The organism is Leminorella grimontii, assembly GCF_039789245.1.
Taxonomy (GTDB): domain Bacteria; phylum Pseudomonadota; class Gammaproteobacteria; order Enterobacterales; family Enterobacteriaceae; genus Leminorella; species Leminorella grimontii.
In genome coordinates, this window is the sequence record NZ_CP146357.1 from 3517266 (window position 1) to 3539909 (window position 22644).

At 51.1% G+C, this 22644-nt stretch carries 35 protein-coding genes and 1 pseudogene; 4 read left to right on the forward strand and 32 right to left on the reverse strand.

What is annotated here, in order from left to right:
* Positions 1 to 101 precede the first annotated feature (101 nt).
* The 29 genes from V8L73_RS16280 to V8L73_RS16420 form a co-directional block, all read right to left on the reverse strand.
* The gene (locus V8L73_RS16280; RefSeq protein WP_347253462.1) at positions 102 to 689 is read right to left on the reverse strand and encodes a phage virion morphogenesis protein; all 588 of its coding nucleotides are present in this window, start codon (positions 687 to 689) and stop codon (positions 102 to 104) included.
* Positions 689 to 1921 (reverse strand): phage minor head protein, encoded by a 1233-nt coding sequence (locus V8L73_RS16285; RefSeq protein ID WP_347253463.1) that lies wholly within the window; start codon positions 1919 to 1921, stop codon positions 689 to 691. The genes V8L73_RS16280 and V8L73_RS16285 overlap by 1 nt, the downstream gene beginning before the upstream one ends.
* Complete coding sequence (locus tag V8L73_RS16290; RefSeq protein WP_347253464.1) at positions 1921 to 3426, reverse strand: phage portal protein family protein; 1506 nt, start codon at positions 3424 to 3426, stop codon at positions 1921 to 1923. Before V8L73_RS16290 ends, V8L73_RS16285 begins: the two co-directional genes overlap by 1 nt.
* 2 nt (positions 3427 to 3428) lie before the next feature.
* A complete protein-coding gene (locus V8L73_RS16295; protein WP_347253465.1) occupies positions 3429 to 5210 on the reverse strand; it encodes a hypothetical protein in 1782 nt (593 codons plus the stop codon).
* Positions 5211 to 5213: 3 nt separating this feature from the next.
* A complete protein-coding gene (locus V8L73_RS16300; protein ID WP_347253466.1) occupies positions 5214 to 5966 on the reverse strand; it encodes a DNA-methyltransferase in 753 nt (250 codons plus the stop codon).
* Positions 5963 to 6163, reverse strand: a complete 201-nt coding sequence (locus V8L73_RS16305; RefSeq protein WP_347253467.1) for a hypothetical protein — start codon at positions 6161 to 6163, stop codon at positions 5963 to 5965. The genes V8L73_RS16300 and V8L73_RS16305 overlap by 4 nt, the downstream gene beginning before the upstream one ends.
* Complete coding sequence (locus tag V8L73_RS16310) at positions 6156 to 6668, reverse strand: DUF1804 family protein (protein ID WP_347253468.1); 513 nt, start codon at positions 6666 to 6668, stop codon at positions 6156 to 6158. The genes V8L73_RS16305 and V8L73_RS16310 overlap by 8 nt, the downstream gene beginning before the upstream one ends.
* Positions 6668 to 6892: a hypothetical protein gene (locus V8L73_RS16315; protein WP_347253469.1), complete on the reverse strand. Its 225-nt coding sequence runs from the start codon at positions 6890 to 6892 to the stop codon at positions 6668 to 6670. The genes V8L73_RS16310 and V8L73_RS16315 overlap by 1 nt, the downstream gene beginning before the upstream one ends.
* Positions 6889 to 7146 (reverse strand): hypothetical protein, encoded by a 258-nt coding sequence (locus V8L73_RS16320; RefSeq protein WP_347253470.1) that lies wholly within the window; start codon positions 7144 to 7146, stop codon positions 6889 to 6891. Before V8L73_RS16320 ends, V8L73_RS16315 begins: the two co-directional genes overlap by 4 nt.
* Entirely contained in the window at positions 7143 to 7748 is a 606-nt protein-coding gene (locus V8L73_RS16325; protein ID WP_347253471.1) for a hypothetical protein, read from the reverse strand. The genes V8L73_RS16320 and V8L73_RS16325 overlap by 4 nt, the downstream gene beginning before the upstream one ends.
* Positions 7741 to 7968 (reverse strand): hypothetical protein, encoded by a 228-nt coding sequence (locus V8L73_RS16330; RefSeq protein WP_347253472.1) that lies wholly within the window; start codon positions 7966 to 7968, stop codon positions 7741 to 7743. Before V8L73_RS16330 ends, V8L73_RS16325 begins: the two co-directional genes overlap by 8 nt.
* Entirely contained in the window at positions 7959 to 8603 is a 645-nt protein-coding gene (locus V8L73_RS16335) for a glycoside hydrolase family 19 protein (protein ID WP_347253473.1), read from the reverse strand. Before V8L73_RS16335 ends, V8L73_RS16330 begins: the two co-directional genes overlap by 10 nt.
* Positions 8604 to 8700: 97 nt before the next feature.
* Positions 8701 to 8964, reverse strand: a complete 264-nt coding sequence (locus V8L73_RS16340; RefSeq protein ID WP_347253474.1) for a hypothetical protein — start codon at positions 8962 to 8964, stop codon at positions 8701 to 8703.
* The gene (locus V8L73_RS16345; RefSeq protein ID WP_347253475.1) at positions 8961 to 9398 is read right to left on the reverse strand and encodes a Mor transcription activator family protein; all 438 of its coding nucleotides are present in this window, start codon (positions 9396 to 9398) and stop codon (positions 8961 to 8963) included. The genes V8L73_RS16340 and V8L73_RS16345 overlap by 4 nt, the downstream gene beginning before the upstream one ends.
* Positions 9395 to 9802: a gp16 family protein gene (locus V8L73_RS16350; RefSeq protein ID WP_422655594.1), complete on the reverse strand. Its 408-nt coding sequence runs from the start codon at positions 9800 to 9802 to the stop codon at positions 9395 to 9397. Before V8L73_RS16350 ends, V8L73_RS16345 begins: the two co-directional genes overlap by 4 nt.
* Before the next feature lie 2 nt (positions 9803 to 9804).
* The gene (locus V8L73_RS16355) at positions 9805 to 10389 is read right to left on the reverse strand and encodes an HNH endonuclease signature motif containing protein (protein ID WP_347253476.1); all 585 of its coding nucleotides are present in this window, start codon (positions 10387 to 10389) and stop codon (positions 9805 to 9807) included.
* Positions 10389 to 10619 carry a hypothetical protein gene (locus V8L73_RS16360; protein ID WP_347253477.1) on the reverse strand — a complete coding sequence of 77 codons (231 nt, stop codon included), beginning with the start codon at positions 10617 to 10619 and terminating at the stop codon, positions 10389 to 10391. Before V8L73_RS16360 ends, V8L73_RS16355 begins: the two co-directional genes overlap by 1 nt.
* An 18-nt stretch (positions 10620 to 10637) precedes the next feature.
* Complete coding sequence (locus V8L73_RS16365; protein WP_347253478.1) at positions 10638 to 10880, reverse strand: hypothetical protein; 243 nt, start codon at positions 10878 to 10880, stop codon at positions 10638 to 10640.
* Between the two features lie 15 nt (positions 10881 to 10895).
* On the reverse strand, positions 10896 to 11270 hold the full coding sequence (locus V8L73_RS16370; protein WP_347253479.1) for a hypothetical protein: 375 nt from the start codon (positions 11268 to 11270) through the stop codon (positions 10896 to 10898).
* A complete protein-coding gene (locus V8L73_RS16375; RefSeq protein ID WP_347253480.1) occupies positions 11270 to 11488 on the reverse strand; it encodes a hypothetical protein in 219 nt (72 codons plus the stop codon). Before V8L73_RS16375 ends, V8L73_RS16370 begins: the two co-directional genes overlap by 1 nt.
* Positions 11479 to 11844: a DUF4406 domain-containing protein gene (locus V8L73_RS16380; RefSeq protein ID WP_347253481.1), complete on the reverse strand. Its 366-nt coding sequence runs from the start codon at positions 11842 to 11844 to the stop codon at positions 11479 to 11481. The genes V8L73_RS16375 and V8L73_RS16380 overlap by 10 nt, the downstream gene beginning before the upstream one ends.
* The gene (locus V8L73_RS16385) at positions 11841 to 12041 is read right to left on the reverse strand and encodes an ANR family transcriptional regulator (RefSeq protein WP_347253482.1); all 201 of its coding nucleotides are present in this window, start codon (positions 12039 to 12041) and stop codon (positions 11841 to 11843) included. The genes V8L73_RS16380 and V8L73_RS16385 overlap by 4 nt, the downstream gene beginning before the upstream one ends.
* Entirely contained in the window at positions 12038 to 12607 is a 570-nt protein-coding gene (locus tag V8L73_RS16390) for a DUF2786 domain-containing protein (protein WP_347253483.1), read from the reverse strand. Before V8L73_RS16390 ends, V8L73_RS16385 begins: the two co-directional genes overlap by 4 nt.
* Positions 12608 to 12854: 247 nt before the next feature.
* Positions 12855 to 13046 carry a hypothetical protein gene (locus V8L73_RS16395; RefSeq protein ID WP_347253484.1) on the reverse strand — a complete coding sequence of 64 codons (192 nt, stop codon included), beginning with the start codon at positions 13044 to 13046 and terminating at the stop codon, positions 12855 to 12857.
* Positions 13046 to 13672 (reverse strand): DUF3164 family protein, encoded by a 627-nt coding sequence (locus tag V8L73_RS16400; protein WP_347253485.1) that lies wholly within the window; start codon positions 13670 to 13672, stop codon positions 13046 to 13048. Before V8L73_RS16400 ends, V8L73_RS16395 begins: the two co-directional genes overlap by 1 nt.
* A 19-nt stretch (positions 13673 to 13691) precedes the next feature.
* Positions 13692 to 13994 carry a hypothetical protein gene (locus tag V8L73_RS16405; RefSeq protein WP_347253486.1) on the reverse strand — a complete coding sequence of 101 codons (303 nt, stop codon included), beginning with the start codon at positions 13992 to 13994 and terminating at the stop codon, positions 13692 to 13694.
* Between the two features lie 13 nt (positions 13995 to 14007).
* Entirely contained in the window at positions 14008 to 14898 is an 891-nt protein-coding gene (locus V8L73_RS16410; protein WP_347253487.1) for an AAA family ATPase, read from the reverse strand.
* An 8-nt stretch (positions 14899 to 14906) separates the two neighbouring features.
* On the reverse strand, positions 14907 to 16973 hold the full coding sequence (locus tag V8L73_RS16415) for a Mu transposase C-terminal domain-containing protein (RefSeq protein WP_347253488.1): 2067 nt from the start codon (positions 16971 to 16973) through the stop codon (positions 14907 to 14909).
* A 14-nt stretch (positions 16974 to 16987) separates the two neighbouring features.
* Positions 16988 to 17245 carry a helix-turn-helix domain-containing protein gene (locus tag V8L73_RS16420; RefSeq protein ID WP_347253489.1) on the reverse strand — a complete coding sequence of 86 codons (258 nt, stop codon included), beginning with the start codon at positions 17243 to 17245 and terminating at the stop codon, positions 16988 to 16990.
* Between the two features lie 195 nt (positions 17246 to 17440).
* Between V8L73_RS16420 and V8L73_RS16425 the strand changes: the two genes are divergently transcribed.
* Positions 17441 to 18136 carry a helix-turn-helix transcriptional regulator gene (locus V8L73_RS16425; RefSeq protein WP_347253490.1) on the forward strand — a complete coding sequence of 232 codons (696 nt, stop codon included), beginning with the start codon at positions 17441 to 17443 and terminating at the stop codon, positions 18134 to 18136.
* Positions 18137 to 18343: 207 nt separating this feature from the next.
* Here V8L73_RS16425 and V8L73_RS16430 read toward each other — a convergent pair.
* A pseudogene (locus V8L73_RS16430) lies at positions 18344 to 18850 on the reverse strand (Mur ligase domain-containing protein); the annotation flags it as partial.
* A gap of 249 nt (positions 18851 to 19099) precedes the next feature.
* Between V8L73_RS16430 and fbp the strand changes: the two are divergent.
* The 3 genes from fbp to ppa all read left to right on the forward strand — a co-directional run bounded on the left by fbp (position 19100) and on the right by ppa (position 21859).
* Positions 19100 to 20107, forward strand: a complete 1008-nt coding sequence (gene fbp / locus V8L73_RS16435) for a class 1 fructose-bisphosphatase (protein WP_027276078.1) — start codon at positions 19100 to 19102, stop codon at positions 20105 to 20107.
* A 147-nt stretch (positions 20108 to 20254) separates the two neighbouring features.
* Positions 20255 to 21001, forward strand: a complete 747-nt coding sequence (locus tag V8L73_RS16440) for a sulfite exporter TauE/SafE family protein (protein ID WP_027276079.1) — start codon at positions 20255 to 20257, stop codon at positions 20999 to 21001.
* 327 nt (positions 21002 to 21328) lie between these two features.
* Positions 21329 to 21859, forward strand: coding sequence for an inorganic diphosphatase (gene ppa / locus V8L73_RS16445; protein WP_027276080.1), 531 nt, complete (start codon positions 21329 to 21331; stop codon positions 21857 to 21859).
* Positions 21860 to 21945: 86 nt separating this feature from the next.
* Here the strand turns inward: ppa and V8L73_RS16450 are convergent, their stop codons facing one another.
* Positions 21946 to 22302, reverse strand: coding sequence for a hypothetical protein (locus tag V8L73_RS16450; protein ID WP_261831949.1), 357 nt, complete (start codon positions 22300 to 22302; stop codon positions 21946 to 21948).
* Entirely contained in the window at positions 22292 to 22642 is a 351-nt protein-coding gene (locus tag V8L73_RS16455; RefSeq protein ID WP_027276082.1) for a gamma-glutamylcyclotransferase family protein, read from the reverse strand. The genes V8L73_RS16450 and V8L73_RS16455 overlap by 11 nt, the downstream gene beginning before the upstream one ends.
* Positions 22643 to 22644 lie beyond the last annotated feature (2 nt).

Sequence of the window (22644 nt, forward strand, 5' to 3'; positions counted from 1 at the left end):
AAACCCCTTTTAAATCTCTCTGTGCGTTTTTAACTATTTTTAGGCGATGAACGATACCCGAATAATAGAAAGTCGCTTAAATCGCGTTTTAGGCGCGTTCATCACGATTTCAATAATGCATCTTGTAACGTCGTCATTAACGCGTCATACGCGGGCGTAATCAGCTTGTCGTCGGCGGTGAGAGGATAGAACCGGCGCGACGGGATAGTGATTTGATAATTGACCGCGCGGGCCACGGCGCGCTTATGGCTGCGTTTGGCGAATCGTGCCAGGTTCTTATGATTTTCCTGTCGTTTCAGGGTGCCGTCCGCGTTCGTACGCAGGCGAACGACGCCAGAGCGATTAATCACGCCGCCTTTATATTGAATACGGGCATAGATTAGGTTCGTGCTGAGTTGGGCGAAATTGTCGCCGCTGTCGGTTTGAATGGAGGATGCCAGGTGCCCGGATACCTGGAGAATTTTTCCGGGCCAGTGGCCCTTAGCGGCCCGTTGCTTTTTGGTTTGTGGGCGTAAGTCCTGCCAGCTCCTGGCTGGGTAGCCTTCATCATGAAACAGTTTCATTGACTGGGCGTGGAGCGTTTCGGCAACGCTTAACATCAACGCTCGCGGCTTCTCTACCGCGCCTGAAACCTGCGTTAGCCTGTCCCGTAGCGCCTTATCGTCTAATGTAACGGTAATCTTTGACATTATCGCGCATCCTTCAGAATTTGGCCGTTCTTCTCAATCGTCGCCAGCTCCGCTGCAGTGACGATCACAAACTGGGCGATCGTCTGTTGAGTGTCTACCGTCGCCTGATACCAATCACCGGCCGCCCTGGCTTTAAAAAAGTGCAAGGCGGCGTTATCTGATACCACGACGCCGGCGGACTCAATAACATCTTGTACCTGGAACAACTCATCAACGGGCGGCAACGTCTTGGCCTGTATCTGTCGCGCCAGGCCATGCTCGGTTAGCCAGCACGTTCGCCCGGCAAGTTTAAGCGCGCCCACTTCCTGAGCCGACAGAACGGCCCCGGCCAGCATGTCGCCGGTGGCCTCGTTTGCTCTGGCATTGGCTAACATTTTGGTTAACTCCGGCCCATTGAGGCCGGCGGCGATGTACGGTCGCGCCAGTTCGATGTCGTACTTATCCAGATTGGCTTTCCAGACCTCACGACCGGGATTGTTGTCAAACCCAACGTCCGGGAAAAACGTGATAGTTTCCCCTTTATCGGTAAAGCGAACCCCGCGAACGGGCGTAAAGATGGGCTGGCCGTTCTCGTCCTCGCCGGTCATGACCTGTTGAGTAATTTCACTGTCCGTTTTGGATATCACCAGGCCCAGCGCTTTAACCTCGGCCTCTGTCAACGCTTCGACGCGGCAGCGGCAGTTAAAGCCGTTGGGCGGGAAAATGAATTGCCAAATCGGATCCAGGTAATGAAAAACTTTGTTGTGCAACTTGGCATGGCTAGGGCGCGTCTTCGCGTCCATCACTGCTACATAGCGCCAGTAGGGGCGATTTTTGGCGTTGGCTACCATCGACTCATAGCGGCCGGCCATGAGTGCGCTTTGTGTCGTCGTTCGGTAGATAGTCCCCAGCCTGGCCGGATTACCTAGCTGCTTTTTAGTGATTTCGCCGGTGGTTAAGTCGATGCGTTCGTCCGTTCCCCACCATCCTTTTTTCTTCAGAATGGGAGCCAGATTGTTTTTAAACCACGTCACTGATTGGCCAGCTTTCATCGACTCTCGCAGGCCGTTAACGATATCTTGAGCGATATCCAGGCGCGTAAGATTGGCGAACCCGAACGCGTAGGCATGATCCGCCGCGCCCATGTTTTCCGCGTCGGTGCGGATCCGGTAGCCCTTGTTTTTTAAATAGCGCAATGCCCCGGCCGGGGGCATGGTAAACAGGGCGCTAACTTCGGCGACGGTTAACGGCATTATTCGTTACTCTGCCCGGCGGCATGACCGATTAAGCGCGCTATCGTGTTCGTATCGCCCAGACTTGCTTGAAGCAACGCCGGATCCATTGTGGGGAATGCTTCAGCCAGCGCGGCCAGCAGTTCCGCTTCATTGTCTACCCGCGACAGTGCCGCCAAGGCGGGCTCTAACAATACGATTAAGGCGTCGGCCGGTTCGTCGCTCTGTAAGACCTTATCAACGCCGGCGTCGACGCCGCGTTGGATAGGGTCTTCCGTGGTGTTTCGGCTCAATAACATCTTTACCAGGGCGGCTACCGCGCCCGGCTTTATGCTCTTGGTCGCCGCAGGCGCTGGCGTCGGGGGATTAACGGCAAAACTTTTCCTTTGTATCAATTCTTCTAACTGGGGCGACTTCAGGCGCGGCGTTCGGCGCGGGTCGGCGTGGCCTCGGCGGTTTAACACAATCATGGGATAGAACAGATCGCGGCGCAACGTGGCGGCAACTTGTTTGAAGTCAGAAATCAGTAGATCGTCTCGTACCCCCTCATGAATAACACCCAGGGCGTTAGTTGAGGTTTTGCCGTCCGCCTGGGTCGTAAGGGTGCCGCCTAGAATGGCTTTAGACATCGACTTTTCCGCCCACTCGGTTAACGCCAGGTGCGGCGCGGCTGAACCGCTAACGGCGTCTTTGATTTCAATTTCCATTTCAGTGGGAATAATACCGCCGGCATAACGGCCCAGCTCGGTAACGGCGCGCATCAGCTCCATTTTTTCTTTTTTACCGATGCCTGACGGGTATTTACCGATACGCAATGGGATCCCGTAGATTTCCAGCAGTTCGGCCAGCGATTGAGCGCCCAGATTACGGTAGATATACGGCCACGATAGCGTTCGCATCAGACCAGCACGGGCAACATAGCCGGATCGCGACTTATGGCGATGGCTTATCCAGCCGAACGGCCGCAATTTTTCGCCTTGGCCGTCATCGGTACGCAGTAACAGCTCGTTTTGATTGTTACGGTCTAACTGAAACCATGACGCCGGGCGATAGTCGAACGCGCGCGGATACCATTCCGGGCCGTAGCGCATCCAGTTAATCTCGCTATTACTGAACCCCTGGCCTAGCGCGTCCATCATATCGATGATCAGGTCTTCCCATTCGTCCAGCTCGGTGATGAATTCACCCAGCCAAGCGGCGTCCGCTCTTTCTTCAGGCGTCGGTTTTGGCGGTGGTACAACAACGGAATTAACGGTTAATAGCGCCCGTTTGCGCTTTTGCATCTCGGCGAACAGGTGAGGGTCGCGCTCTTCCATGTCGGTAAAGAGATCGGCCTGGCGCATTAAGTTTCCCTGTTCCGCTTCGTCTAGAATTGCCTGAAGCGCGCGCGGCGTTAGGCGAACGCTGGGGTGTTCGGCGTAGATGTTTTGCAGCGATTGAACGTGCGACGATTGCGGCTCGGTTAAAATGCTGCGCTCGATAGGCTTTCCATTAATATCAACAATAACGCTTTTAACGCTCTTCATTTTTACCACCGTAAACCGAAGCCGCCGTCGTCCTCGGCGTCGTCGTCATCAAAATCAAAAAATCGGGAGCTTTGGGACGTTTGCCGGGCGATCGGTTGCCACTCAAAACCCACAGAACGGGAAACGGCAATCATCCAAAGGATATGGAGAGCCGAAAGGTTGTCGAAGTGGTGGCCGGTTTGCGGTTCCGGCCACTCTTCGAGCTGGGATATCATTGATAACAGCCCAGGATGAAACAGGATCCGGGGGTTAAACCGGTCATTGATGTAGGGCTCCAGAGAGTCGACACGCACTTCCAGCGGTACGGACGCAGTTACACCCACTAAAGGGAGTGCTACGCCTTGGCGTAATCCTGCCTGGACAAACGTCTGGCGCGAATGCTCATAGGCGTTATTGTTTTCAAAGCCGATGGCATGGCATTTAAAACGCCGTTGAACGTCGATTAAATCCGCCTCTAATTTGGACGGTAGACGGCGTTTACTCTCGGCCTCCATAACGTTTAGCCGCTGTTTATGGAGGTCATAGCCACCGACGATAATTGACGACGGGTCGGCCTTCTGGCCTTTACCCATCGACGGGTCACACGCGCCAAAAATCAGCCATTCGCGCCAGGTCTGCACATAAAATTGAATGTTCGTGAATGTGCGGTCTTCATCGGTTCGCGGGTCGCCCTGCATTTCCGTTGAGAACGCCTTATTATTTTTTGCCCGCTGGCGCATTAGCCAGAACAGCGGGCGAACGGCGGGCCAGGACGTGACCGCGCCTTCGTCCATTGCGGCTTTATTGTCGAGATAGAAGCGGTAAGACGGCAATTTATCGTCGGGCAAGTCTAAATCCAGCTCTTTGGCCTGTTCCTGCGCCTGTTTATCGTCATTGAGCATGATTTCAACGCACCTATCCCACAACTCCATATGAGTGGGGAGGGTCACGATCGCGCGGAAATGGTGGACAATGTGGCCTATGGTACGTTTTGCCCTGGATATGGGATCGTCTTTATTCAGTACCGTACCGACACCCATATATTTTACTGAGCCATCAGGCGGCCCCAAGTAGTCGATCGCTTTTGAAAGCCAGTTCCAGCGGTTCTCCCGCTCCGTTGGGCTCTTGGCTTCGGCGTCGGTGATCAAGTCATCCCCTAGCAGCAGTTTAGGGCGGCTCGCGCCGTGAAACGTTCCGCGTATTGCCTGCTCTGCACCGAACGATTCAACTTTTACGCCGTTGGACGTGATGAACTCGCCGATTTTCCACATCGGCCCCTTGCCGCAGATTTCCGGGAAATCCAGCATCAACGCGGCGTTAACGATCAACTCTGTTTTCACCACTTCTAAAAGTTTGCTAGGAAGTTTGGTTTCAGCGCCTAACAGAATGATGTAGTCAATAAACGGCGGCCGTTCGCCTGTAAACCCTAACGCCTGGCGAACGTCATCACGTTGATGTAGCCCTTGTACTGCGCACCAGAGCGGGCCGATTTTCGTTAACAGGGACGATTTAGCCTCGCCGCGGGGCGCTATCCACCACTCCATACAGCCGCCAGGGCGTTGGAGTAATTGCGGGTAACGCTGGCAAAAATGCGCGTGAAATAGCGACTTCTCGCCCCTGATATGGTGCGGGAAATAGGTATACGCGAAAAACTCGAAATCACCGCCCAGAACGCGGCGGCGACGTTCTGCTATCGCTTCAGGAGCCGGATCCAGACCGGTGCTATGCGCCTTAATGTCTTTTCTTAATGCCTGCCGTATAGCGGCCAGCTCTTTAAGAAATTCGCGTCCGGTAAACTTTGCCATTGGTTACGACTCCGCCGTCGCCTGCGCGGCTTCCAGACGCTTACACGCTACATCAAAATAGTGGGTGCTCATTTCGATCCCGACAAAAGGATGCCCGGACATCAGCGCGGCCACGCCGGTGGAGGCGGAGCCCATAAACGGATCGAGAATTGTGCCGCCTGGTCGAATCGGGGCGATAAGGTCAGTCATCACGGGAACCGGTTTCCCTGTCATATGCAGTTTTTCAGCCGGGATCACGCGCTGGCTAATCAACCCCGGCCAGGGGCCGCCGTGGTCAGCCTTTGATAACGCGCCCTTACTTCCCCAAACCACATATTCGCATTGGTGGCGAAAATAGCCGGTATGAGGCGCGCGGCTTGATGACGTCTTATCCCAGGGCACAATCCCGCGCCAAGTGAAGCCACCGCCCTGGAAAACGTCGGTTAAGGTGGGGAGCTGTCGCCAGTCGGTAAAAATCATGGAATACGCGCCAGGCTCCAGCAGGTGGAACGCCTGGCCGAGCCAGCACATTGTCCAATATCCCCAGGAGCGGGCGTCTCGGTTGTCGCCGTAAAAGTCGACGTTATAGCCGGTTTCAGTACGGCCCGTGTATTTATCATGTGGGCGCTGTTGTCGGCTGCCAATATGCAACCCGCCGCTACTGTAGGGTGGATCCGTAATTAAGCCGGCGAAAGATGCCGGCGGCAACGTCTGTAAAATCTCCAGACTATCGCCACAATAGAGCGTGGCCGCGCCTATCACCTGCTTTTGGGTCATTCGTCTTGCTCCGCATTGATAGCCTGAACGATGCGATCCATTGCCTGGTATGGGGTTTCGTTATAGCCCCGATCCGCGTGTAGCCGCTGGCCGTCGGTAAGGGTCACAACAACCTCACGATTACAGTTAAGCTCCACCCCGGCCACACTATTGGCGGCGATGTATTGTTCTTGTTTGATTTGAATTAACTTAGCCATATAGCCTCTCTATTTCGTGCCCGAACGGCTCCAGAATGTCGTCGAACGCCTGGAGGTGTTGCGGGTATCGCTCTTTGATAAAAACGGACAACTGCTGCAGGACTTCCAACGCGGTAGCCAATTGACTGGTTTCCGGTAATAACCGCTTACTGCTGGCAACCGCTTTATTCAGCGCGTCGGTCAGGCTAACCAGCAGTTTTACCCGGTCGGCCGCCGGCAGTTCTTCGCCGTTCGCGTCGGCGTTCTCCAGCCGTTCCATTGTTGAGTTGAACTGAATGATTAGCGCAGTGATCATCGTTCGCCCCAGCTCTTCCAGACTTCCCCCGGCGAATACGCGCGCAGCGCGTACTTTGTCCCAGTCGTCGCCGGCGTCCCTGGCCGCGTTTTTCCAGCGTTGCGCGGTGCCGTAGGCAATCCCCACCATTTTGGCGGAGACGTCCAACGACAGGCCGTCCATTACGTAGGCCCGGCGCAGCTGTTCACGCGTTTCCTGTGGGTGTGCCATCAGAACCCCATCTTGGCTTTAATCAGCAATACGACCGCCGTTACCATTCCCCCGGCGATGCCGCCAGATACAGCCCCGGCGACCGCCCCTTGTTTAACCGCTGCTGCTTTAACCTCGTCAACGCTGGCCTCTATGCGCTTAAGGCGGTCATTCATTTCCTGCATTAACGCCAGTTCCGGCGATACTGCCGGGGCCGGGCGCGCCTTTTTCCTTGTGGTGGTCATTGTTTGTCCGCCTTCCTGTCCAATTTCGATTCAATCCGTTCTATCCCGCGCCGCATCTCCTGAAGGTTGTCCATGATCTGGGTGACGTCGCGCGCCGCATCATCCCGGCGCTGGTACTTTTCGCGGATATCTTTAATTTCTTTTTGCAGTTCCTTAAGGTCTGCATGAGTGTTTCTCAGCCATAGGCCGCCAAGACACGCCACAATTCCAAGGGCGACTTGAAACGCTAAATCCATTGTTAGGGCCACGTTCATTTCCCCTCGCTCCAGGCTTTGATCTGGTTTAGCTGGGTGTATAGCCCCATGCACCACGGGCCGTAATCGGCCGCGTGGTTTAACAGATCTATGGGTGGTAATCCTTCGCCGGCGCTGGCGGCATGGGTGGAATGACCAGCAGCGCTGCCGGGATTTTGGGACAGGTTTCCGGTGTCGGGATATCCGAGCGCGGCGCGGTAGGCGCGCAGGCTGTCAGGGCCAAGACCGGTAAACACATCAGGATCCTTTTTAACTGCGTCATGATTTCGCCTTTTTAGCTTCTGTTTTAGGTCGTTGAGCTGTTGCTGTGCGGTTACAAGGTCGGCGGCGATTTTTTCCGCGCGGGCGGCCTGTTCTTGGATTTTTTGAACGCTGGCGGCAAGGGCAATATTGTGCCGTTCTGTCGCCTCGCGCTTTTCTCGCTCATAGCCGGTGATTTGTCGCTGTAGTTCGTGGATCTGGTCATTAGCCGTTCGTAGGCGGTACTCACTGCCGGCGATACCCTCGTTAAACCCCACTTTCCAGGACAAACCGGCCAGCGCGGCGGCAATCACAAGCGCCACCCAATACTCTTTTAAGAAAGACAGCAGCGCCTTAAACATTTTTCTCAACCTCCCTGTCTCGCTTCAGGGCTTGCCATTTGGCCCCCTGGGACTGAATCACCCACGCACCCAGATAGGCGGCGATGTGCCACTCGGCCAGACGGCCGCAGAGAGTTTCCCAAATCATGGCGAACGAACTCACCAGGAACGCGCCCATTAGAATGGTGTCGGACGTGGAGAGGCGGCCAGTGGGGCTGGCTATCAGCTCTTTTAGCCGCATAACACCCCCCAGGCGGTTTGATACTGTTTAACGCGCTCGTTAATACCGTTTAAACCGCCGTTAATACGCCGCGTAAGTCCTTCAATGTCGCGAGCGTCGGCAAATTGATTGCAGTTATTGGCATACCAGAACCACCCGGCCGAACGGGCCGCCAGTTCATCGTTCTCCAATAGTTCGGGCTGGGCGATTAAATCCAGCTCCAGCGCGTGGCCGCACTGGAGGTAGTTATCGTAAAAGGTGATTTGCTTAAGCCCACGACCGCGAAAACGCCAGCCGTCGTCCGGGCCGTCGTTGCCGTAACGGCCGCCGTAAACCAGGTTAGCTATCTGCCGCTGGCGTTCGGTCGGGACAACCTTCTCGCCAGGCTGACGGCCTAGCGCGTTAGCCTGGGCGGTGCTGATACGCTTACGGGGAAACGTGGCGATAAGGCCCGCCGGGGAATAGTTGAGGTTTTCGACGGTGCGGGTAAAGCCGGCTGATTCAACGAAAATCTGCGCAATAAAGGCCGCCTGGCGTGCCGGCGTATCAATGCCGAACTCCTGCATGGCGTACATGACGTGGTTATACCAGCGAACCGTTAAGGATAACGATAAACTGGCCGCTTGGCGTAATTGCTCTTGAGTGGGGTAATTCATGGCGCTATCTCAAAATCTTAGATAGCGCCAGTGTTACAAAATGGGGAGGTGGGTATCAGTGGAAGAGGTTCGTCACATTAATCAAGTGACTGTCAAACTATCTTAATTGGTTGTTTTCCTCATCACAACCACAACGCGACATATTGTCAACAGCGCTCTGCAAACGGGACTTAAGATAAAACGATGCATAATCTCTATCGCGTAATTGACGAATACTCACTACCACTTCATAAGTATACGCTTTATCTTTTATCGTCCACCGCCATTGGATACACACCGTATGGCTTTCTATAAAGAACATCACCTTAGCGGCCGGGTTAGCTTTTTGGCACTCATCGATAAAGTCTAAAATATCCATCATAACAGCCTCATTTGTTCTTGAGCCCCGTCACCCTGGGCGATAATTTTTTGAGCTTGACGATCGCTTAAGTTAAAGCGCGGGCATAACTCCATTAATGCGAACCGGCCAGACTCGCCGGCGGCGATCTTCTGCCGGTATTGCGCGATAAAGGCACGGTTTCGCCATTCGCGTAGCGCAGCTTCACAACGTGGAATATAAAGCACCTCACCGCCAAACCGCTGTTCTATCTTCGTGGCCACGTCGGCTCCTAACGTATCGATTAAGACCGCCGCGCGACGGTTGCCACGCTTACGGGCGCTAACGCCGACCGGGAACGAGACGCCGCCCAGCTTTTTAATCAGGGTTTCCGTGTCACGGTATCCGATTAAATCGATGATATCCAGCACGACCGGCGGTAGCAGATCGCGTAGTTGTTCAAAGTCTGGATTGTTCATGCGTTCCGCCTTTTTGCGTCCTTAATCAGCGCCACTAATACGCCGTTAAGTTGCTCATCAGTAAGCCACTCGATAACAAGCTGGCCGTACATATGCCCGGCCATCGCTTCGGCATACTTCCAAGACCGGCCAGCGTCAGCCAATAGCGCCTCAATCTTGCTTAAAATAGCCTTACGCTTGGCGGCGACCTTCGGGCGGCGGCCGTGCTTGGACGAACGGCGCGGGAAACCCTGTTCATGCATGTACTCTTTGATAGCCTCCAACTCTTCGAGCGTGCATTTTGCCGCGCTGGTTTTACCGCCAGCCAGGCGGGCAATCACGGCGCGGTAGGTTTCATCGTCCCAGCCGAGCGCGGCTTGACCTGCCTTTACTGCGCCAATTAAACGATTCTTTATTAATGCCACAGTTATTTACCCCGCTTTTTAGCGTTAGCCATCGACCGACGCAGCGACGCGAGAGAACGCCCGACCGTCTTATATTCAGTTGGTGTGTCGCCGTGCCAGCGGTTAAACACGGCATGATCCTGGCGTGATACCAACTCCAAATTTTCAAGGCAACAGTTCAAGCGATCGTTATCCCTAAACACAACTATCATCCCTGCGGGTATCTCTCCGTTTGCCTGTTCCCACAGTAGACGATGTTTAAATTTCCATTGGTTCGGCTCTGCGACTTTTATTTCCAGATAGCCGTCCTCATTGGTGATTTCAGTACCAACGGGTAAATGGTTGTGCGGTAGCTGGCCCTTTTTAAACGAGCCGGCGTTGGCTTTCACTAGCCCTTTAGTCCCGGCGTTGAATGGTTTGTGTCCTGTGGAAAATTGACCAGAGCGCCCCGTTTTAAGGCCCATGTTTTTACGGATCCCGTTGATGGCCTCTTTTGTTCTATCAGTACCAAACGCCCGATTAAACAACGTGGTTAGCTCTGGCAGTGGTAGTAGATAATTATTCCGGATCCAGGCCCGCATTGCGGGCGTATAGACAAAGCGAGTCATTATTTTTTAACCTCTAAAAAGCGCGGCATAACCTCGGCTTTATCGGCTCCTAATGCGCGCTGAACATCCAGCGCCAACCGCCCGTTATCTACGATTTTTGACGCAATGCAGGCTATCTCACGAGAGCGTTTTAACTCTGTCTCCAGTTGCTCCACCGTCAAACTTTCGTCTCCAAGCCGTTCTATCTGGGCAAACAGGTGATTATTAAGGTCTTCAAGCGTATTTTTCATATCACGTTCCCTTACGGATCAGGCGCTACGCACTGAAAAACGAGTAACATTGATGCCGTACAAAAACGCGGCGGCCCGGTCTAACGTCGTCCACGTCTTGTAGTCACCGCGCCGTTCGCGCAGGTAGTACGAAACGCCGCAATTGCGGTTAATAGCAAACAGGTGATAGACTCCGTTAAAGCGCTGGATCACAAACTCATCAACGCCGCCGCTTTCCACCAACTGCCTAAAGGCCACCATCCCAACAAGTTCATTTTTCATACGGCACCAATCCGGTTATTTTGATGCTGCAATTAGATTGCTTTGGTTTAGCTGCTCCGCACACTGTGAACAGATCCCCGTTCCTTTTTCGCGGTTAATCTGCACCCAGTGACACGGCACGCCGGCGTCGGATACGCAGGCGTGATGGTCGTCACAGCCACAAACCTTGCATTTAGCGACAGGGATCGGCTCCAGGTGTTCGATAGAGACGCCGCCCGCACGACCAGAGACGCTCACAACGACCGCACCATGCCCCAGAGCCCAGGCAGGCGTCCGCGTAGTAACAGTCGTATAGTCAGGAACGCCCCGGATATGGTAGTAACGGAACAGTGCGCCGACTGGATACAGTTCGTTAAAACGTTCAGCGCTGATATTGCGTAGTGTCTTCATTAACGGATCCCCCGCGTCGCTTTGAATTGTTCGACCTTGGCCTTCATTTCACGCTTTAAACTCGCCTTATTGATGGCGTAGCCGCGTGAGTCATAGAAACGTAAACGCGATTTTGTCGGGTAGTTCGGGAACTCAACGACGACAGACCGATTGCTTAAGCTGTAAACGCGCTTTTCTCCGTTCTGCTGGTATTCACACCCTGTGACGGTTAATAACATGATGAATTCTCCTCGTATTCTTTCCCGTGTTGCCGACGGCTACGGGCCGCAGCCATGCGAAAAACGTTCATGTCTTCATACATAAACAGTAAATCGCGTTGTTTGGCTCGGTCGAACTCCATCACCGCGCCTTTGCTTTTCTCCCAGCCCTTAAGTAAATAAATCGCGTCAGCCTGATCGAGCATGGAAAGCGACATAGCCAGATACTGGTCATGCGTCAGGCCGTCAGGAAAAATAGCCGGGTTTAATACAATGAAGCTGCGATTCCTCAATGTGGTTGCGGCTTCATTGAATGCTGGCCGGTTAAACTCCGGCAAGCCCGTCATAGGGCCAGAGATAAAAATGACAGGTGTCATACGGCGGCCTCCGTTCCCCAGCGGCGCTCAATCGCGGTTAAACAGTATTGGGCGCGGTGGTGGTAATATTCGACGTTTGCGGGAGCCTTCGCCGTTGCTTTTGCCTGAAGCCAGAGAGGGATAGCCGCTTCGTAAAGTGCATCTTTCTCCAGTTCTACGGCGGCGCTCGCCACATCCAACAATTCCGCGTTAATCATGACGATCTCCCAATTCGCTCAACGTCCGACGAACCGCCGATCGCGTGTCCTAGTTTCGCTGTCAACCCAGACGCATAACCGGATACCGCAGCATGATCGGCACCTCGGCATTTTTTAGCCGCTCGGCTCTCGCCGGTCTTCATGCCTGTTTCAGTCATTCGAGCGTGATACGCCTCCATTAGCGCTTCTTCCGGCTGCGTTACGGCAAATTCCTGAAGCACTTCATAAGCACCATGCACCCAGCTCTCGCAGAACGTATCCGCGCGGGCCGTCTTCGTTTCTGGCTTAATGTTTTTACGCATAGTGCCGATATACTCACGCCGCGCGGCCATCATTTGACGCGACAGAACGTCAAACGTATAAGCGGCGATTTGGGGGCGTTCTGCGGGGCCGTAAAAGATAACTATGCGTTTCGGGATCCCGCGATAGCCGGTATAACGGAAGGAGTAATAACAGCGAACGCCAAACGCCTGGCTAATGGCGTTGGCCGCTTCGTGAGGGTTCGTACTGCGGCGAGCCAGGTTCAGCAGCTTTTTAATCTTTTGGAGATATTTTTCTTTATTCATGACGATTAACTCCTTTTGCTACTAATTTTCTTAGTCAGCTTATGAATTAAATCCTTGCCATTAATGGCCGTTGCCACTCCTATATAGGCACCCATACCAAGACAAACACCGACGCTTAAAAGCGCGAAAAATAGATCAAGCGTTTTTATAAACATTTGCCATTTCCTTGTTTTAGGCGTAAGCCGGCCCCTGGCTGGTTACGCCATATAAAAAGTTAATTACGTTTTAAATAAGGTTTAAATAATCTTTAATTCACTGATTTTAATTTCTCACACCTCACAAAATAAGGAATACGATTAATCTCAACAACTGGGCCTCCTTTGGAGTCAACGGCTTGCGCTACCATTTTGACTATCTTGGCACCATCAGATAGAGACTGTGATTCATAAACAAACATATGTCCTATGGAATAACGCTTATTAAACTCTTTAGCGTTCATTACGCCCCCGCAATGTCTAACGGAATATGTCGGTAATCATCGGTATCCCCGATACGCTCATAAACTCGAATATAAGATTTACTCCCGATAACCTGTACCGCTTCCCCGATGGCTAACATTGCTCTCTGCCAGCGTTCGTCTTCAATTTCATAGCGGCGTAAGGCAAGCACCCGGCCAGTATTGATATTTCCTTCTTTATCGGTATCAAATGCCTGAGTTACAATCGCATGAATTTCTGGGCGGCTGCCTTCAATCCATTCGTTCACACATTCATCAATAAGCGCTTTAGCAGCCTGTAAGCGTTCGTCAAAAACGATACGATCAGCGGAAGCCCGTTGAATACGATATTTCCCATCGTAGCTATAAAGCGTCAAATTGCCTTTTTTACCACCTAGTTGAGCGCCATACTGTTCTGCTGAAAGATCAATAAATGCCTGAATATCAGCGAATGCAGACAATTTAAACTGAGTCAGGGAATCACTAACAATAGCGGCCTGTTTAACTAACTCATTGACCAACTCATGACGAGCTTTATCAATGGGTTTAACTAAGTGCTCCGGTGTTAAAATGCCTTTGGCATCTTTCCAATAACCGGCGGGAATAGTGCTTATTTCTTGGTTAGTCATAGTATTTACCTTTGATTAATTAATGGTTGTACTCAGTCCATACCACTCGGCATCCATGCAGCGGGTATTGGGCTTGTTTATACTTACCGCATTCACGATTCCCGAACGCATAGTAAGCGGCTATTTTGTCGGTAATCGTCCGGGCCAGCGCCGGGCTATACTCAACATAAATTGATGGTTTGCCGGGCTGACAGAGGTCTACATTGATAATGTTGATACCCTGAGCCGTTAAGGCATTAATGGCTAATTCGGCGTTCTGCAATGAACTAACAAAAAGCGCATTGTTTTTATTGCTATTGTTACTAATGAGTTGTTTCTGCATATGTCCTCTAGCCTCAGTTAATCAGCATTTTGGCGAATTCTTTTACCGCGCCAGCATCGACTTGAATATCGTTGATACGGCAAATACGAACAGCCCCCCGTAACAGTTTAGAAAGTCGTCTCGCATTCCCTTTAGAGGCTGAATAGAACTCATCACAGGTACTACTATCTATATCGTTAATAACGCTATTCGTTATGATGTCTACATCATCCCTAGGCAGGCTATTACCCAAATTGAAGGCAAAGGCAACGCGGCTATAAAGCTGTACCAGTTCGCCTCTTTTACCTTTCAAATTGATAATTAGGCGGGGCATACCAGCTAAAATCACACCAACACAAGTACGATCATGAACGCGGCGCAGGACTTCTAAAGCACGGAGCGGTAGTAATTCGGCCTCATCAACAATAATCAGTCGTCCAGAGCCATTAAGCTTATTGACGCAAGCTTCTATTAGTTCATGCAGATTGCCACTAACCGACAAATTAAGACGCTTGCATAGTTCTTCCAACAAGACTTTAGCCGTATAGCCGGGGTCAGCTTCGATAAGGATTACGCTAGGGTTTTCAGCTTCATACTGTTTTAAAATCATGGTCTTTCCGAGACCGGCTTCACCGTACAGGACATTAATTTCCCCGCCTTCATGTGCCAGCTTAATGACCTCTAGTCCTTTTCTGGCAGTAGGTGTCATAACAAACGGGATTAATACGTTATGTGGGCGTTCACGTTCATTCTGCCGATCAAGATATTTCTGGATCTCAGCTTCAACCGCATCAACATTCCCCGGATATTTACCCTGTAAATACTGGTTAACCGTTGCCGTACTGCGGTTAATTGCTCGGGCCAAGGCTGCCTGTGAAATGCCTTTACGTTCAATGAGTTCAATTACTTGTGCTTTGATAGTCATGATTTACCTCAGATAGCCATACGTTTTTGTTTTTCGCGCCATTCTTCGCGCTCAGATTCAAATAGAAAAATAGGTTCTGGTTCGTGGTGCTCGGAATTAGAGAATTGCCCGTTAAGCAGCGAACTAAAGTCAGTGGCCGTATTTGCTTCAATGACCGGGTTCAGTTCGGCTCTGATTTCCTGAGCCTGTTTTTCAACGCGTTTCATACGGTTTTGAGCACGTTCGGTACGCGCTTTTTCAACGAATGAGACAGGGAAGGCAGCGCGCTTATTACCGTTATAGATAGCTTCACAAACGAAGGTGCCATCCAGCTTACGAATCACAACACGATCAGCATTGTGGATATCGAAACCGACAGAAACCCGCTCACCATCTACATTGATAAGCTCTTCGGCAAAATATTCATTATTGAAAACAGATAACCAACCGCGCTGGGCCACACGGACAACCTGCGGCATGAACATATCGCGCAGCTCAATATCAGAAAGATAATAAGGCTCAGTTTTGGTTAACAGCTCTGCGCGATATTCAGCAGGGGTATAGTGTTTACCGTTCCGCTTTGGTAGTTCGCTATGCTGATGTTGGGTGTTATACCATTCGACACCTTCTTCAATGGCATCAATTAGCTGATTCCAGCTTGGTAGTTTGGCAATTGCATTACGCTGAGTTGTATTTAACTCTTTGTTTTGGTTACGGGCGTTAACCGCAGAAACGATCTGCCGGGATGTAATCCGTACAGAGTCACGGTCTGCGCCTGTTCCGTGATAAGTTTTAAATTGCTGAGCAATACGGAAAAGTATGGTCTGGTGAGCACGTTCTATTATGCCACGCCCTTGCGGGTTGCCGGGGATACCGGTTTCATGACCAACACCCAAACGTGGGAATATACCTGTTAAATCAGCATCTAATAGCTTGTTCTTTTCACCACCGCCGTTATCTGAATAATAAAACAGTGGTAATCCGTTACGGCTCATGCCATGCCGTAACGCATCAGCAACGGCGATAACGTTTTCAGACAGGCTGATACTCCAACCCACAACATAACGAGTTGCCCCGTCGAGTATCATGGTTACTTCTGGAATGAATGGCTGGCCGTGTTCTGGGTGTGCCACTTTCATTTTCAGGCCATGACCATCACCGATCCAAACATCATTAACTGTCAGTTGTGACCAGTCGCGTTTAACGTAAGTCTGAACGGCTCGAAGAGCAGCTCCGGTGACACGGCCTTTCATGCGACTAACTTTAGGTAGTTTGGCCAATGCACGATGTACAGCATCAAGAGAAGGTACTACAGCAAGCATTGCAGGTTGACCTGCATACATAACAGACCATTCGTCACAAAACTGGCGGTGAGCCTCAGCGATTGATATTCCGTTCGGCTGGCGGTAGTGAGCCAGAAACATCGGGAGCCATGAGATTTCAACGGCTTTCTTAGCTTTATGATGTCCGGGTGCTAACAAAGCGAGACGTTCGGCGGCATCATTTGCACGTAAATAGTCAACAACCCATTGGTTTAGGGTACGCTCACCAATAACCCGTGTTGTACCTTTCCGGGCGTTTGCTCTATCAACAGATAACATCAAACGCTCAGGTAAAGTAGCGGCCCTTGCTTGTTCGATAATGAAGCGGATAGCACGGATACGGCTGATATTGGCTTGTTCTTCAACTCTCAACACCTCAATAACCAAGCTCATTCTGGCATCAGCAATATCACGCTGTGTACCTGTTAGCTCGTTGACTTTGTTTTCGAGTAGTGACGGACATTTACGCATCAGTTCAAGGCTACTAGAGTTTTGAACCTTCTTAGAATTTAAGGTCTTCGCCATTGCTCCTTTTTGAGATTTATCACAAAGAATACTGTTTATTGAATGGACTTTAATGGCATCCTGAATATCAGACGGTAGACTGTTTAAGTCATATTCAATACCGCCGCCACGCCCCTGACGAGGACGGGATAACCAGTTTGATTTTTTGGCTCTAACAGCTACACCCGGACGTGTTTCAGGTAATCCCGGAATTTGAAGGTCTGCCAGTTCTTGCGCGGTATAATGCGTTTTCAGGTTAAGGGTATTCATATTAAAAAATTCCTTTAGTACAATTGACCTGAAAATGATTTATCATAACGAGTAGGCCATATTTGTTCGGGATGTAAACCTATTGCAGCAGCAATAAGACGCTCCCCCTTTGGCCAAGGTCTGTCTAAAGCGTTCTTAAGTGAGCCAGCGCTTTTATATCCGTGATGGATTGATAGTTTACGTAAAGACCATCCTTGCTTATGTAATGCTGCAACGATGTCTGCCCGGTGCCAATCTAATTGGCCTTTTTTTGAACTCTCTAATGTACTCATAAGTTAATCTCCCAAGATAACCTCATGCGTACAATAAACCTATATTCGAGTTATGTAAACCTGAAAGCAATTTAAAATATTCGTTTTCAGGTTAATTTTATTTGAGATTAAGTCAATTTAGAGTTAATTGATTTATTTTCAGGTAGTTACATACAAGGCGAAACAAACCGAAAATAGATAAGGAATTTACTAGTTATGACCAATAAACCTGAAAACGAGTTAACGGCTGGAATTGGTACCAGAATTAGAATAAGAAGAGAGGCATTAGGGCTATCTAGGCAACATGTGTCTGATACGGTAGGAGTCGCCTTATCAACACTGCAAGCATGGGAGAACGGAGAAAGAGAGCCAACAGCATCCGCTATTATGAAACTTGCGATAGCTCTTAGAGCTAAGGCCAATTGGTTACTTACGGGTGAGGAAGAAAGCAACCAAACTTATCCTGTGGCTGAGGGGAGCGACTCTGATTTATCAGAATATGTATTTGTTCCACGCTATGACATAAGCGCAGCAGCAGGCAATGGCGCGTGGAATGAAGATGAGAAACCCGTATTTACTATGGCTTTTCGACGGTATTGGATAGAGCGATATTTACAGGCTGACCCCGATCAGCTTTCAGTGATATCTGTTCAAGGCGACTCAATGGAAGGTGTTTTAAACGATAAAGACGTTATTCTAATTAACCATGCAGATACCGACCCTAAAGAGGGAATCTATGTCTTGCGAATCGATGGCCACCTGTTTGTTAAACAAGTTCAGCGCTTGCCTAATGCTCAGTTAGAGATATCAAGCACCAGCCCTGTGTATAAGCCTTTTACAATCGAGTTGAAAAAGCCGCCGACAGACTTTGCCGTCATTGGTAAAGTGGTGTGGTATGGTCGGACTCTTTAAAGCATAGTTAACTAATGTTTAAACGTAGCTTAAATAAAATTAATCCATGCTCACTCTTATGCAAAAAAGAACACAAGAAAGCTCAGTTTTAACCATTCCTATGCAATAGTAAGATTTTGTCTAACTGAGCCGAGAGCCTGATTTTTAAAGGCGGCGCGGCTTATCTGGCTCCACTCCACCCTATGCAATATTGAACACTCCCCCACATTTATCAAAGAACGCCGTATCGTATTCATCCGCCTCGATAACGAAGAAGGGGCTGTCTCCCAAACGGGCCGACACGTCAAAATTCCCCGGCACGCCGCCGATGACAAAGCCGGGATTGTAGCCGCAGCTTTCCAAAATCCAGGTCACCATGCCCGAGGTCGTGGTTTTCCCATGAGTACCGGCAATGGCGATAACCCAGCGCTCGCGCAGGACGTTATCATGCAGCCACTGCGGCCCGGAGGCGTAAGGTATCCCCTCTTCCAACACCGCTTCAACGCAAGGGTTGCCTCTTCCCATCGCGTTACCCACGATGACAAGGTCAGGGCGCGGCGTAAGCTGAGAGGGATCGTAGCCTTGAATCAGGTCGATGCCCTGCTTTTCCAGCAGCGTGCTCATTGGCGGATAAACGTTGGCATCTGAACCGGTGACCTGATGTCCCAGAGACCGGGCCAGCATGGCGATGCCGCCCATAAACGTCCCGCAAATACCAAGAATATGAATATGCATTATATTTCCAACGGTTGATGTATCGAGTTAGCTCTCATTCTAACGCCTAAGTTCGGGCGTAACAAAGGGAATAGCCTATCAATTTTCTTAACGTTTGGTTAAAATCTCCATGCTGTGTCCCTCAATTATCCATATGCGTCAACCCCGTACCAAAAGCGTGTGATGACGTAGAGCACAGCCTAATTTATCGCGAGACGGCGCGTAGGCATACTGCGGCCGTCATCCCTTTGCTCGATTCAGGAACCGTTCATGAAAACGTTAGGCGAATTTATCGTCGAAAAGCAACAAGACTTTCCCCACGCGACGGGCGAACTGACTTCACTGCTCTCCGCCATTAAGCTCGGCGCAAAAATTATTCACCGCGACATCAACAAGGCCGGTCTGGTTGATATTCTCGGCACCAACGGCGTTTCCAACGTTCAGGGCGAAGTTCAGATGAAGCTGGATCTGTACGCCAACGAGAAGCTCAAAGCGGCCCTGAAGGCGCGTGGAGAAGTCGCCGGCATCGCCTCGGAAGAAGAAGACAACATCGTCGTCTTTGAAGGCGAACGGGCCACTAACGCCAAGTACGTTGTGCTGATGGACCCTCTGGACGGTTCTTCCAACATTGACGTTAATGTTTCTGTTGGTACGATTTTCTCAATTTATCGTCGCATCACGCCAATCGGCCAGCCCATTACCGAAGCTGACTTCCTGCAGCCCGGCAATCGCCAGGTCGCTGCGGGCTACGTGGTGTACGGTTCATCCACCATGTTGGTTTATACCACCGGCGTCGGCGTTCACGCTTTTACCTACGACTCATCCATCGGCGTTTTCTGTCTGTCCCACGAGAAGGTGCGCTTCCCGGCTACGGGCAACATGTACTCCATCAACGAAGGCAACTACATCAAGTTTCCTCAGGGCGTGAAAAAGTACATCAAATATTGCCAAGAGCAGGACGAAGCCACTAAGCGCCCGTATACGTCGCGCTATATCGGTTCTCTGGTCGCCGACTTCCACCGTAACCTGCTTAAGGGCGGCATCTATATTTATCCAAGCACCGCGTCGCACCCGAAGGGCAAGCTTCGCCTGCTGTATGAATGCAACCCGATGGCGTTTTTAGCCGAGCAGGCCGGCGGTCGCGCCAGCGACGGCTTCCGCCGCATTCTGGACATTGAGCCGGAAACGCTGCACCAGCGGATGCCACTGTTCGTCGGCACGGAGTCAATGGTGAAAGAAGCCGAACGCTTTATGCACGACTATCCCGATGAGCCATAGTCGATAGCGTATCGATAAAGCATCACGAGAGGGCGACATCGCCCTCTTTTTTATTTCTTTTTCTTCCCGCATTCGCGTTTACATTTCAACGCACCTCTCCTACGCTTTCTTAAAATATTTCGAATAAATAGACGGAAAGGGATCACGATGCTGGAACACCTTCAGTGGTTGGACGTCCTGATAATGACCGTCGGAATAACGATTACCTACGTTATTTTCGGCATTACCGGATTCGGCACGGCGCTTATCGCCAGTTCGCTGCTGGCCTTCTTCATTCCAGTCGATAAAATCGTTCCGATGCTGGCGCTGCTTGACTGTTCGGCGGCGGCAGCCAACGTGATGAGAGATCGCCGCAGCGCCGTCATGTCAGAGGTTAAACGCGTTGTTCCGCTAATGATCTTAGGCAGCCTGGTCGGCGCTTCCGTTCTGCTCTATAGCGATCCCCAGCGGCTTTTGGTCTATCTGGCGGCGTTTGTTATCGCCTACTCGCTGTATTCTCTCAGCGGCTTTAAGCCCGACGCCGAGTTCACGCCGCGCGCCGTTTATCCCTTCGGCTTTATCGGCGGCATTTTCAGCGCGCTGTTTGGCAGCGGCGGATTTATCTATGCGATTTACCTGTCGGGAAGGCTTAAGGACAACAACAGTATTCGCGTTACGCAAAGCACGCTTATTGGCTTTAGCACGCTAACGCGCATCGTCATTTTCCTGCTGGCGGGCGTATATGCCGACCTTTCGCTGCTGCTGTTGGTTCTCATCCTTCTGCCGGGCATGCTGCTCGGCGTCTATATTGGGCGGCGCATCACGCTTGCGCTGTCTAGAGAGAGCTTTCTCAAGATAGTTAACCTCGTCGTTTTGCTTTCAGGCATATCTTTACTGATTAAGGCATTCTCTTAGCGATGATATTGTTTACAATTTAAAAACATTTATAATGAAAAACATTCACACTACGAGATAGGGGAATCGCAATGAACGGTTCGTTCAACAAAGGCGTCATCGCCCTGATTTCACTCTGCGCCCTTTCCGGCGTCGGCGGCGTTATTATCGCCGGGCTACTGATTTACACCCGAGCCATTTCCTAGAAACGACTAACGCAATCTGTATTAGGCTAAAAAGCCCTCGTCGACCGCCCTTTGCCTGCAAAAAATTGCGGATTCCCGTTTAGACTCGGCTATAATGAGGGCACTTTTCACACTTACGCTATTGAACAAAAGGAAAGAGCTGATGGGCCTTAATTCCGTTCCGGCAGGAAAAGATCTGCCAGAAGACATTTATGTAGTCATTGAAATTCCGGCCAATGCCGACCCGATCAAGTACGAAGTGGATAAAGAAAGCGGCGCCGTTTTCGTTGACCGCTTTATGTCGACCGCCATGTTCTACCCTTGTAACTACGGCTACATCAACCACACCCTCTCTTTAGACGGAGATCCGGTTGACGTGCTGGTCCCGACCCCGTATCCGTTACAGCCTGGCGTCGTTATTCGCTGCCGCCCGGTTGGCGTGCTGAAAATGACCGACGAAGCGGGCGAAGACGCCAAGCTGGTCGCCGTGCCGCACAGCAAGCTGTCCAAAGATTACGATCACATCAAGGACGTAAACGACCTGCCTGAGCTGCTGCGCGCTCAAATCGCCCACTTCTTTGAACACTACAAAGATCTGGAAAAAGGCAAGTGGGTTAAGGTCGAAGGCTGGGATAACGCCGCTGCGGCGAAAGCTGAAATCATCGCTTCCTACGAGCGCGCTCAGAAGAAGTAATCCGCGTTCAGCAGGCTTATAAACGCAAAACCCCCGCGAAAATTCGCGGGGGTTCTTTTTGCATTAAGGAAAAATGCCGTAGCCTATCAACGCTTTTTACGGCCTCTTTTATCGCCTTCTGGCGCCATCGGCTGGCCGGCCTCTTCCAAAAGCTTCAGGCCAACCATTCGCTCCCTCAGAGCACCAAATTCATCAGGAGAAAGCCCTTTAACCGTCAGCAACAGCGAGTGAAACCAGGGGTTTTCATGAGAGCTGTCGATATCCATCTCATAGTTAACACCGCCGCGGCTTCCTCCGCTGTCCCACACGGCCTGAGCGATGTCCTCTTCGGAAGCATCAAAATTGCCCGGTCCATAAATTCGCTCTATTGAAGAGAGGGGGATACACAACGTATAGCCGTCGTCATCAGCCCCCTTACGTTGAATAGGTCGGCTATTTCCCATCGTTTTTACGGTTTACCCAGTCGCCGCTGTCAATGCGCTTTAGTCCCTCTACCGAATGCAGGTAAAGGTACATCCACGCGCTGCCGTAGGGCGTCTGAACCAGCTCGCGCCTGTAGTCGCGAGTATCGTGCTTGAGATCGTCAAGCTCCGCCAAGATGGCGGAATCAATGCGGTAGACTTCACAGTCGATTTCACCAGAGCCCTTGATGACGGCAGGGTAATGCCCCAAATCGTACAGCTCGTAGCCCGCAATGCGATAATCTCCCAGCCACTGGGCGTTGGTCATCCAGTGGCTATTGCCCTGCCCTTTCCTTAAACTTCCATAAACAATGATTCGCATAA

Coding starts and splice junctions, on each gene's coding strand:
- V8L73_RS16310 (WP_347253468.1), bottom strand. CDS start 6,668: ATGGCACACCCACAGGAAACGCGTGAACAGCTGCGCCGGGCCTACGTA.
- V8L73_RS16320 (WP_347253470.1), bottom strand. CDS start 7,146: ATGAACGTGGCCCTAACAATGGATTTAGCGTTTCAAGTCGCCCTTGGA.
- ppa (WP_027276080.1), top strand. CDS start 21,329: ATGGGCCTTAATTCCGTTCCGGCAGGAAAAGATCTGCCAGAAGACATT.
- V8L73_RS16395 (WP_347253484.1), bottom strand. CDS start 13,046: ATGAACGCTAAAGAGTTTAATAAGCGTTATTCCATAGGACATATGTTT.
- V8L73_RS16385 (WP_347253482.1), bottom strand. CDS start 12,041: ATGATTAACGCGGAATTGTTGGATGTGGCGAGCGCCGCCGTAGAACTG.
- V8L73_RS16440 (WP_027276079.1), top strand. CDS start 20,255: ATGCTGGAACACCTTCAGTGGTTGGACGTCCTGATAATGACCGTCGGA.
- V8L73_RS16390 (WP_347253483.1), bottom strand. CDS start 12,607: ATGAATAAAGAAAAATATCTCCAAAAGATTAAAAAGCTGCTGAACCTG.
- V8L73_RS16375 (WP_347253480.1), bottom strand. CDS start 11,488: ATGTTATTAACCGTCACAGGGTGTGAATACCAGCAGAACGGAGAAAAG.
- V8L73_RS16425 (WP_347253490.1), top strand. CDS start 17,441: ATGACCAATAAACCTGAAAACGAGTTAACGGCTGGAATTGGTACCAGA.
- V8L73_RS16345 (WP_347253475.1), bottom strand. CDS start 9,398: ATGAACAATCCAGACTTTGAACAACTACGCGATCTGCTACCGCCGGTC.
- V8L73_RS16365 (WP_347253478.1), bottom strand. CDS start 10,880: ATGAAAAATGAACTTGTTGGGATGGTGGCCTTTAGGCAGTTGGTGGAA.
- V8L73_RS16450 (WP_261831949.1), bottom strand. CDS start 22,302: ATGGGAAATAGCCGACCTATTCAACGTAAGGGGGCTGATGACGACGGC.
- V8L73_RS16330 (WP_347253472.1), bottom strand. CDS start 7,968: ATGCGGCTAAAAGAGCTGATAGCCAGCCCCACTGGCCGCCTCTCCACG.
- V8L73_RS16360 (WP_347253477.1), bottom strand. CDS start 10,619: ATGAAAAATACGCTTGAAGACCTTAATAATCACCTGTTTGCCCAGATA.
- V8L73_RS16325 (WP_347253471.1), bottom strand. CDS start 7,748: ATGTTTAAGGCGCTGCTGTCTTTCTTAAAAGAGTATTGGGTGGCGCTT.
- V8L73_RS16295 (WP_347253465.1), bottom strand. CDS start 5,210: ATGGCAAAGTTTACCGGACGCGAATTTCTTAAAGAGCTGGCCGCTATA.
- V8L73_RS16455 (WP_027276082.1), bottom strand. CDS start 22,642: ATGCGAATCATTGTTTATGGAAGTTTAAGGAAAGGGCAGGGCAATAGC.
- V8L73_RS16380 (WP_347253481.1), bottom strand. CDS start 11,844: ATGACACCTGTCATTTTTATCTCTGGCCCTATGACGGGCTTGCCGGAG.
- V8L73_RS16280 (WP_347253462.1), bottom strand. CDS start 689: ATGTCAAAGATTACCGTTACATTAGACGATAAGGCGCTACGGGACAGG.
- V8L73_RS16355 (WP_347253476.1), bottom strand. CDS start 10,389: ATGACTCGCTTTGTCTATACGCCCGCAATGCGGGCCTGGATCCGGAAT.
- V8L73_RS16285 (WP_347253463.1), bottom strand. CDS start 1,921: ATGCCGTTAACCGTCGCCGAAGTTAGCGCCCTGTTTACCATGCCCCCG.
- V8L73_RS16420 (WP_347253489.1), bottom strand. CDS start 17,245: ATGAGTACATTAGAGAGTTCAAAAAAAGGCCAATTAGATTGGCACCGG.
- V8L73_RS16415 (WP_347253488.1), bottom strand. CDS start 16,973: ATGAATACCCTTAACCTGAAAACGCATTATACCGCGCAAGAACTGGCA.
- V8L73_RS16300 (WP_347253466.1), bottom strand. CDS start 5,966: ATGACCCAAAAGCAGGTGATAGGCGCGGCCACGCTCTATTGTGGCGAT.
- V8L73_RS16370 (WP_347253479.1), bottom strand. CDS start 11,270: ATGAAGACACTACGCAATATCAGCGCTGAACGTTTTAACGAACTGTAT.
- V8L73_RS16340 (WP_347253474.1), bottom strand. CDS start 8,964: ATGATGGATATTTTAGACTTTATCGATGAGTGCCAAAAAGCTAACCCG.
- V8L73_RS16315 (WP_347253469.1), bottom strand. CDS start 6,892: ATGACCACCACAAGGAAAAAGGCGCGCCCGGCCCCGGCAGTATCGCCG.
- V8L73_RS16405 (WP_347253486.1), bottom strand. CDS start 13,994: ATGCAGAAACAACTCATTAGTAACAATAGCAATAAAAACAATGCGCTT.
- V8L73_RS16305 (WP_347253467.1), bottom strand. CDS start 6,163: ATGGCTAAGTTAATTCAAATCAAACAAGAACAATACATCGCCGCCAAT.
- V8L73_RS16290 (WP_347253464.1), bottom strand. CDS start 3,426: ATGAAGAGCGTTAAAAGCGTTATTGTTGATATTAATGGAAAGCCTATC.
- fbp (WP_027276078.1), top strand. CDS start 19,100: ATGAAAACGTTAGGCGAATTTATCGTCGAAAAGCAACAAGACTTTCCC.
- V8L73_RS16410 (WP_347253487.1), bottom strand. CDS start 14,898: ATGACTATCAAAGCACAAGTAATTGAACTCATTGAACGTAAAGGCATT.
- V8L73_RS16335 (WP_347253473.1), bottom strand. CDS start 8,603: ATGAATTACCCCACTCAAGAGCAATTACGCCAAGCGGCCAGTTTATCG.
- V8L73_RS16400 (WP_347253485.1), bottom strand. CDS start 13,672: ATGACTAACCAAGAAATAAGCACTATTCCCGCCGGTTATTGGAAAGAT.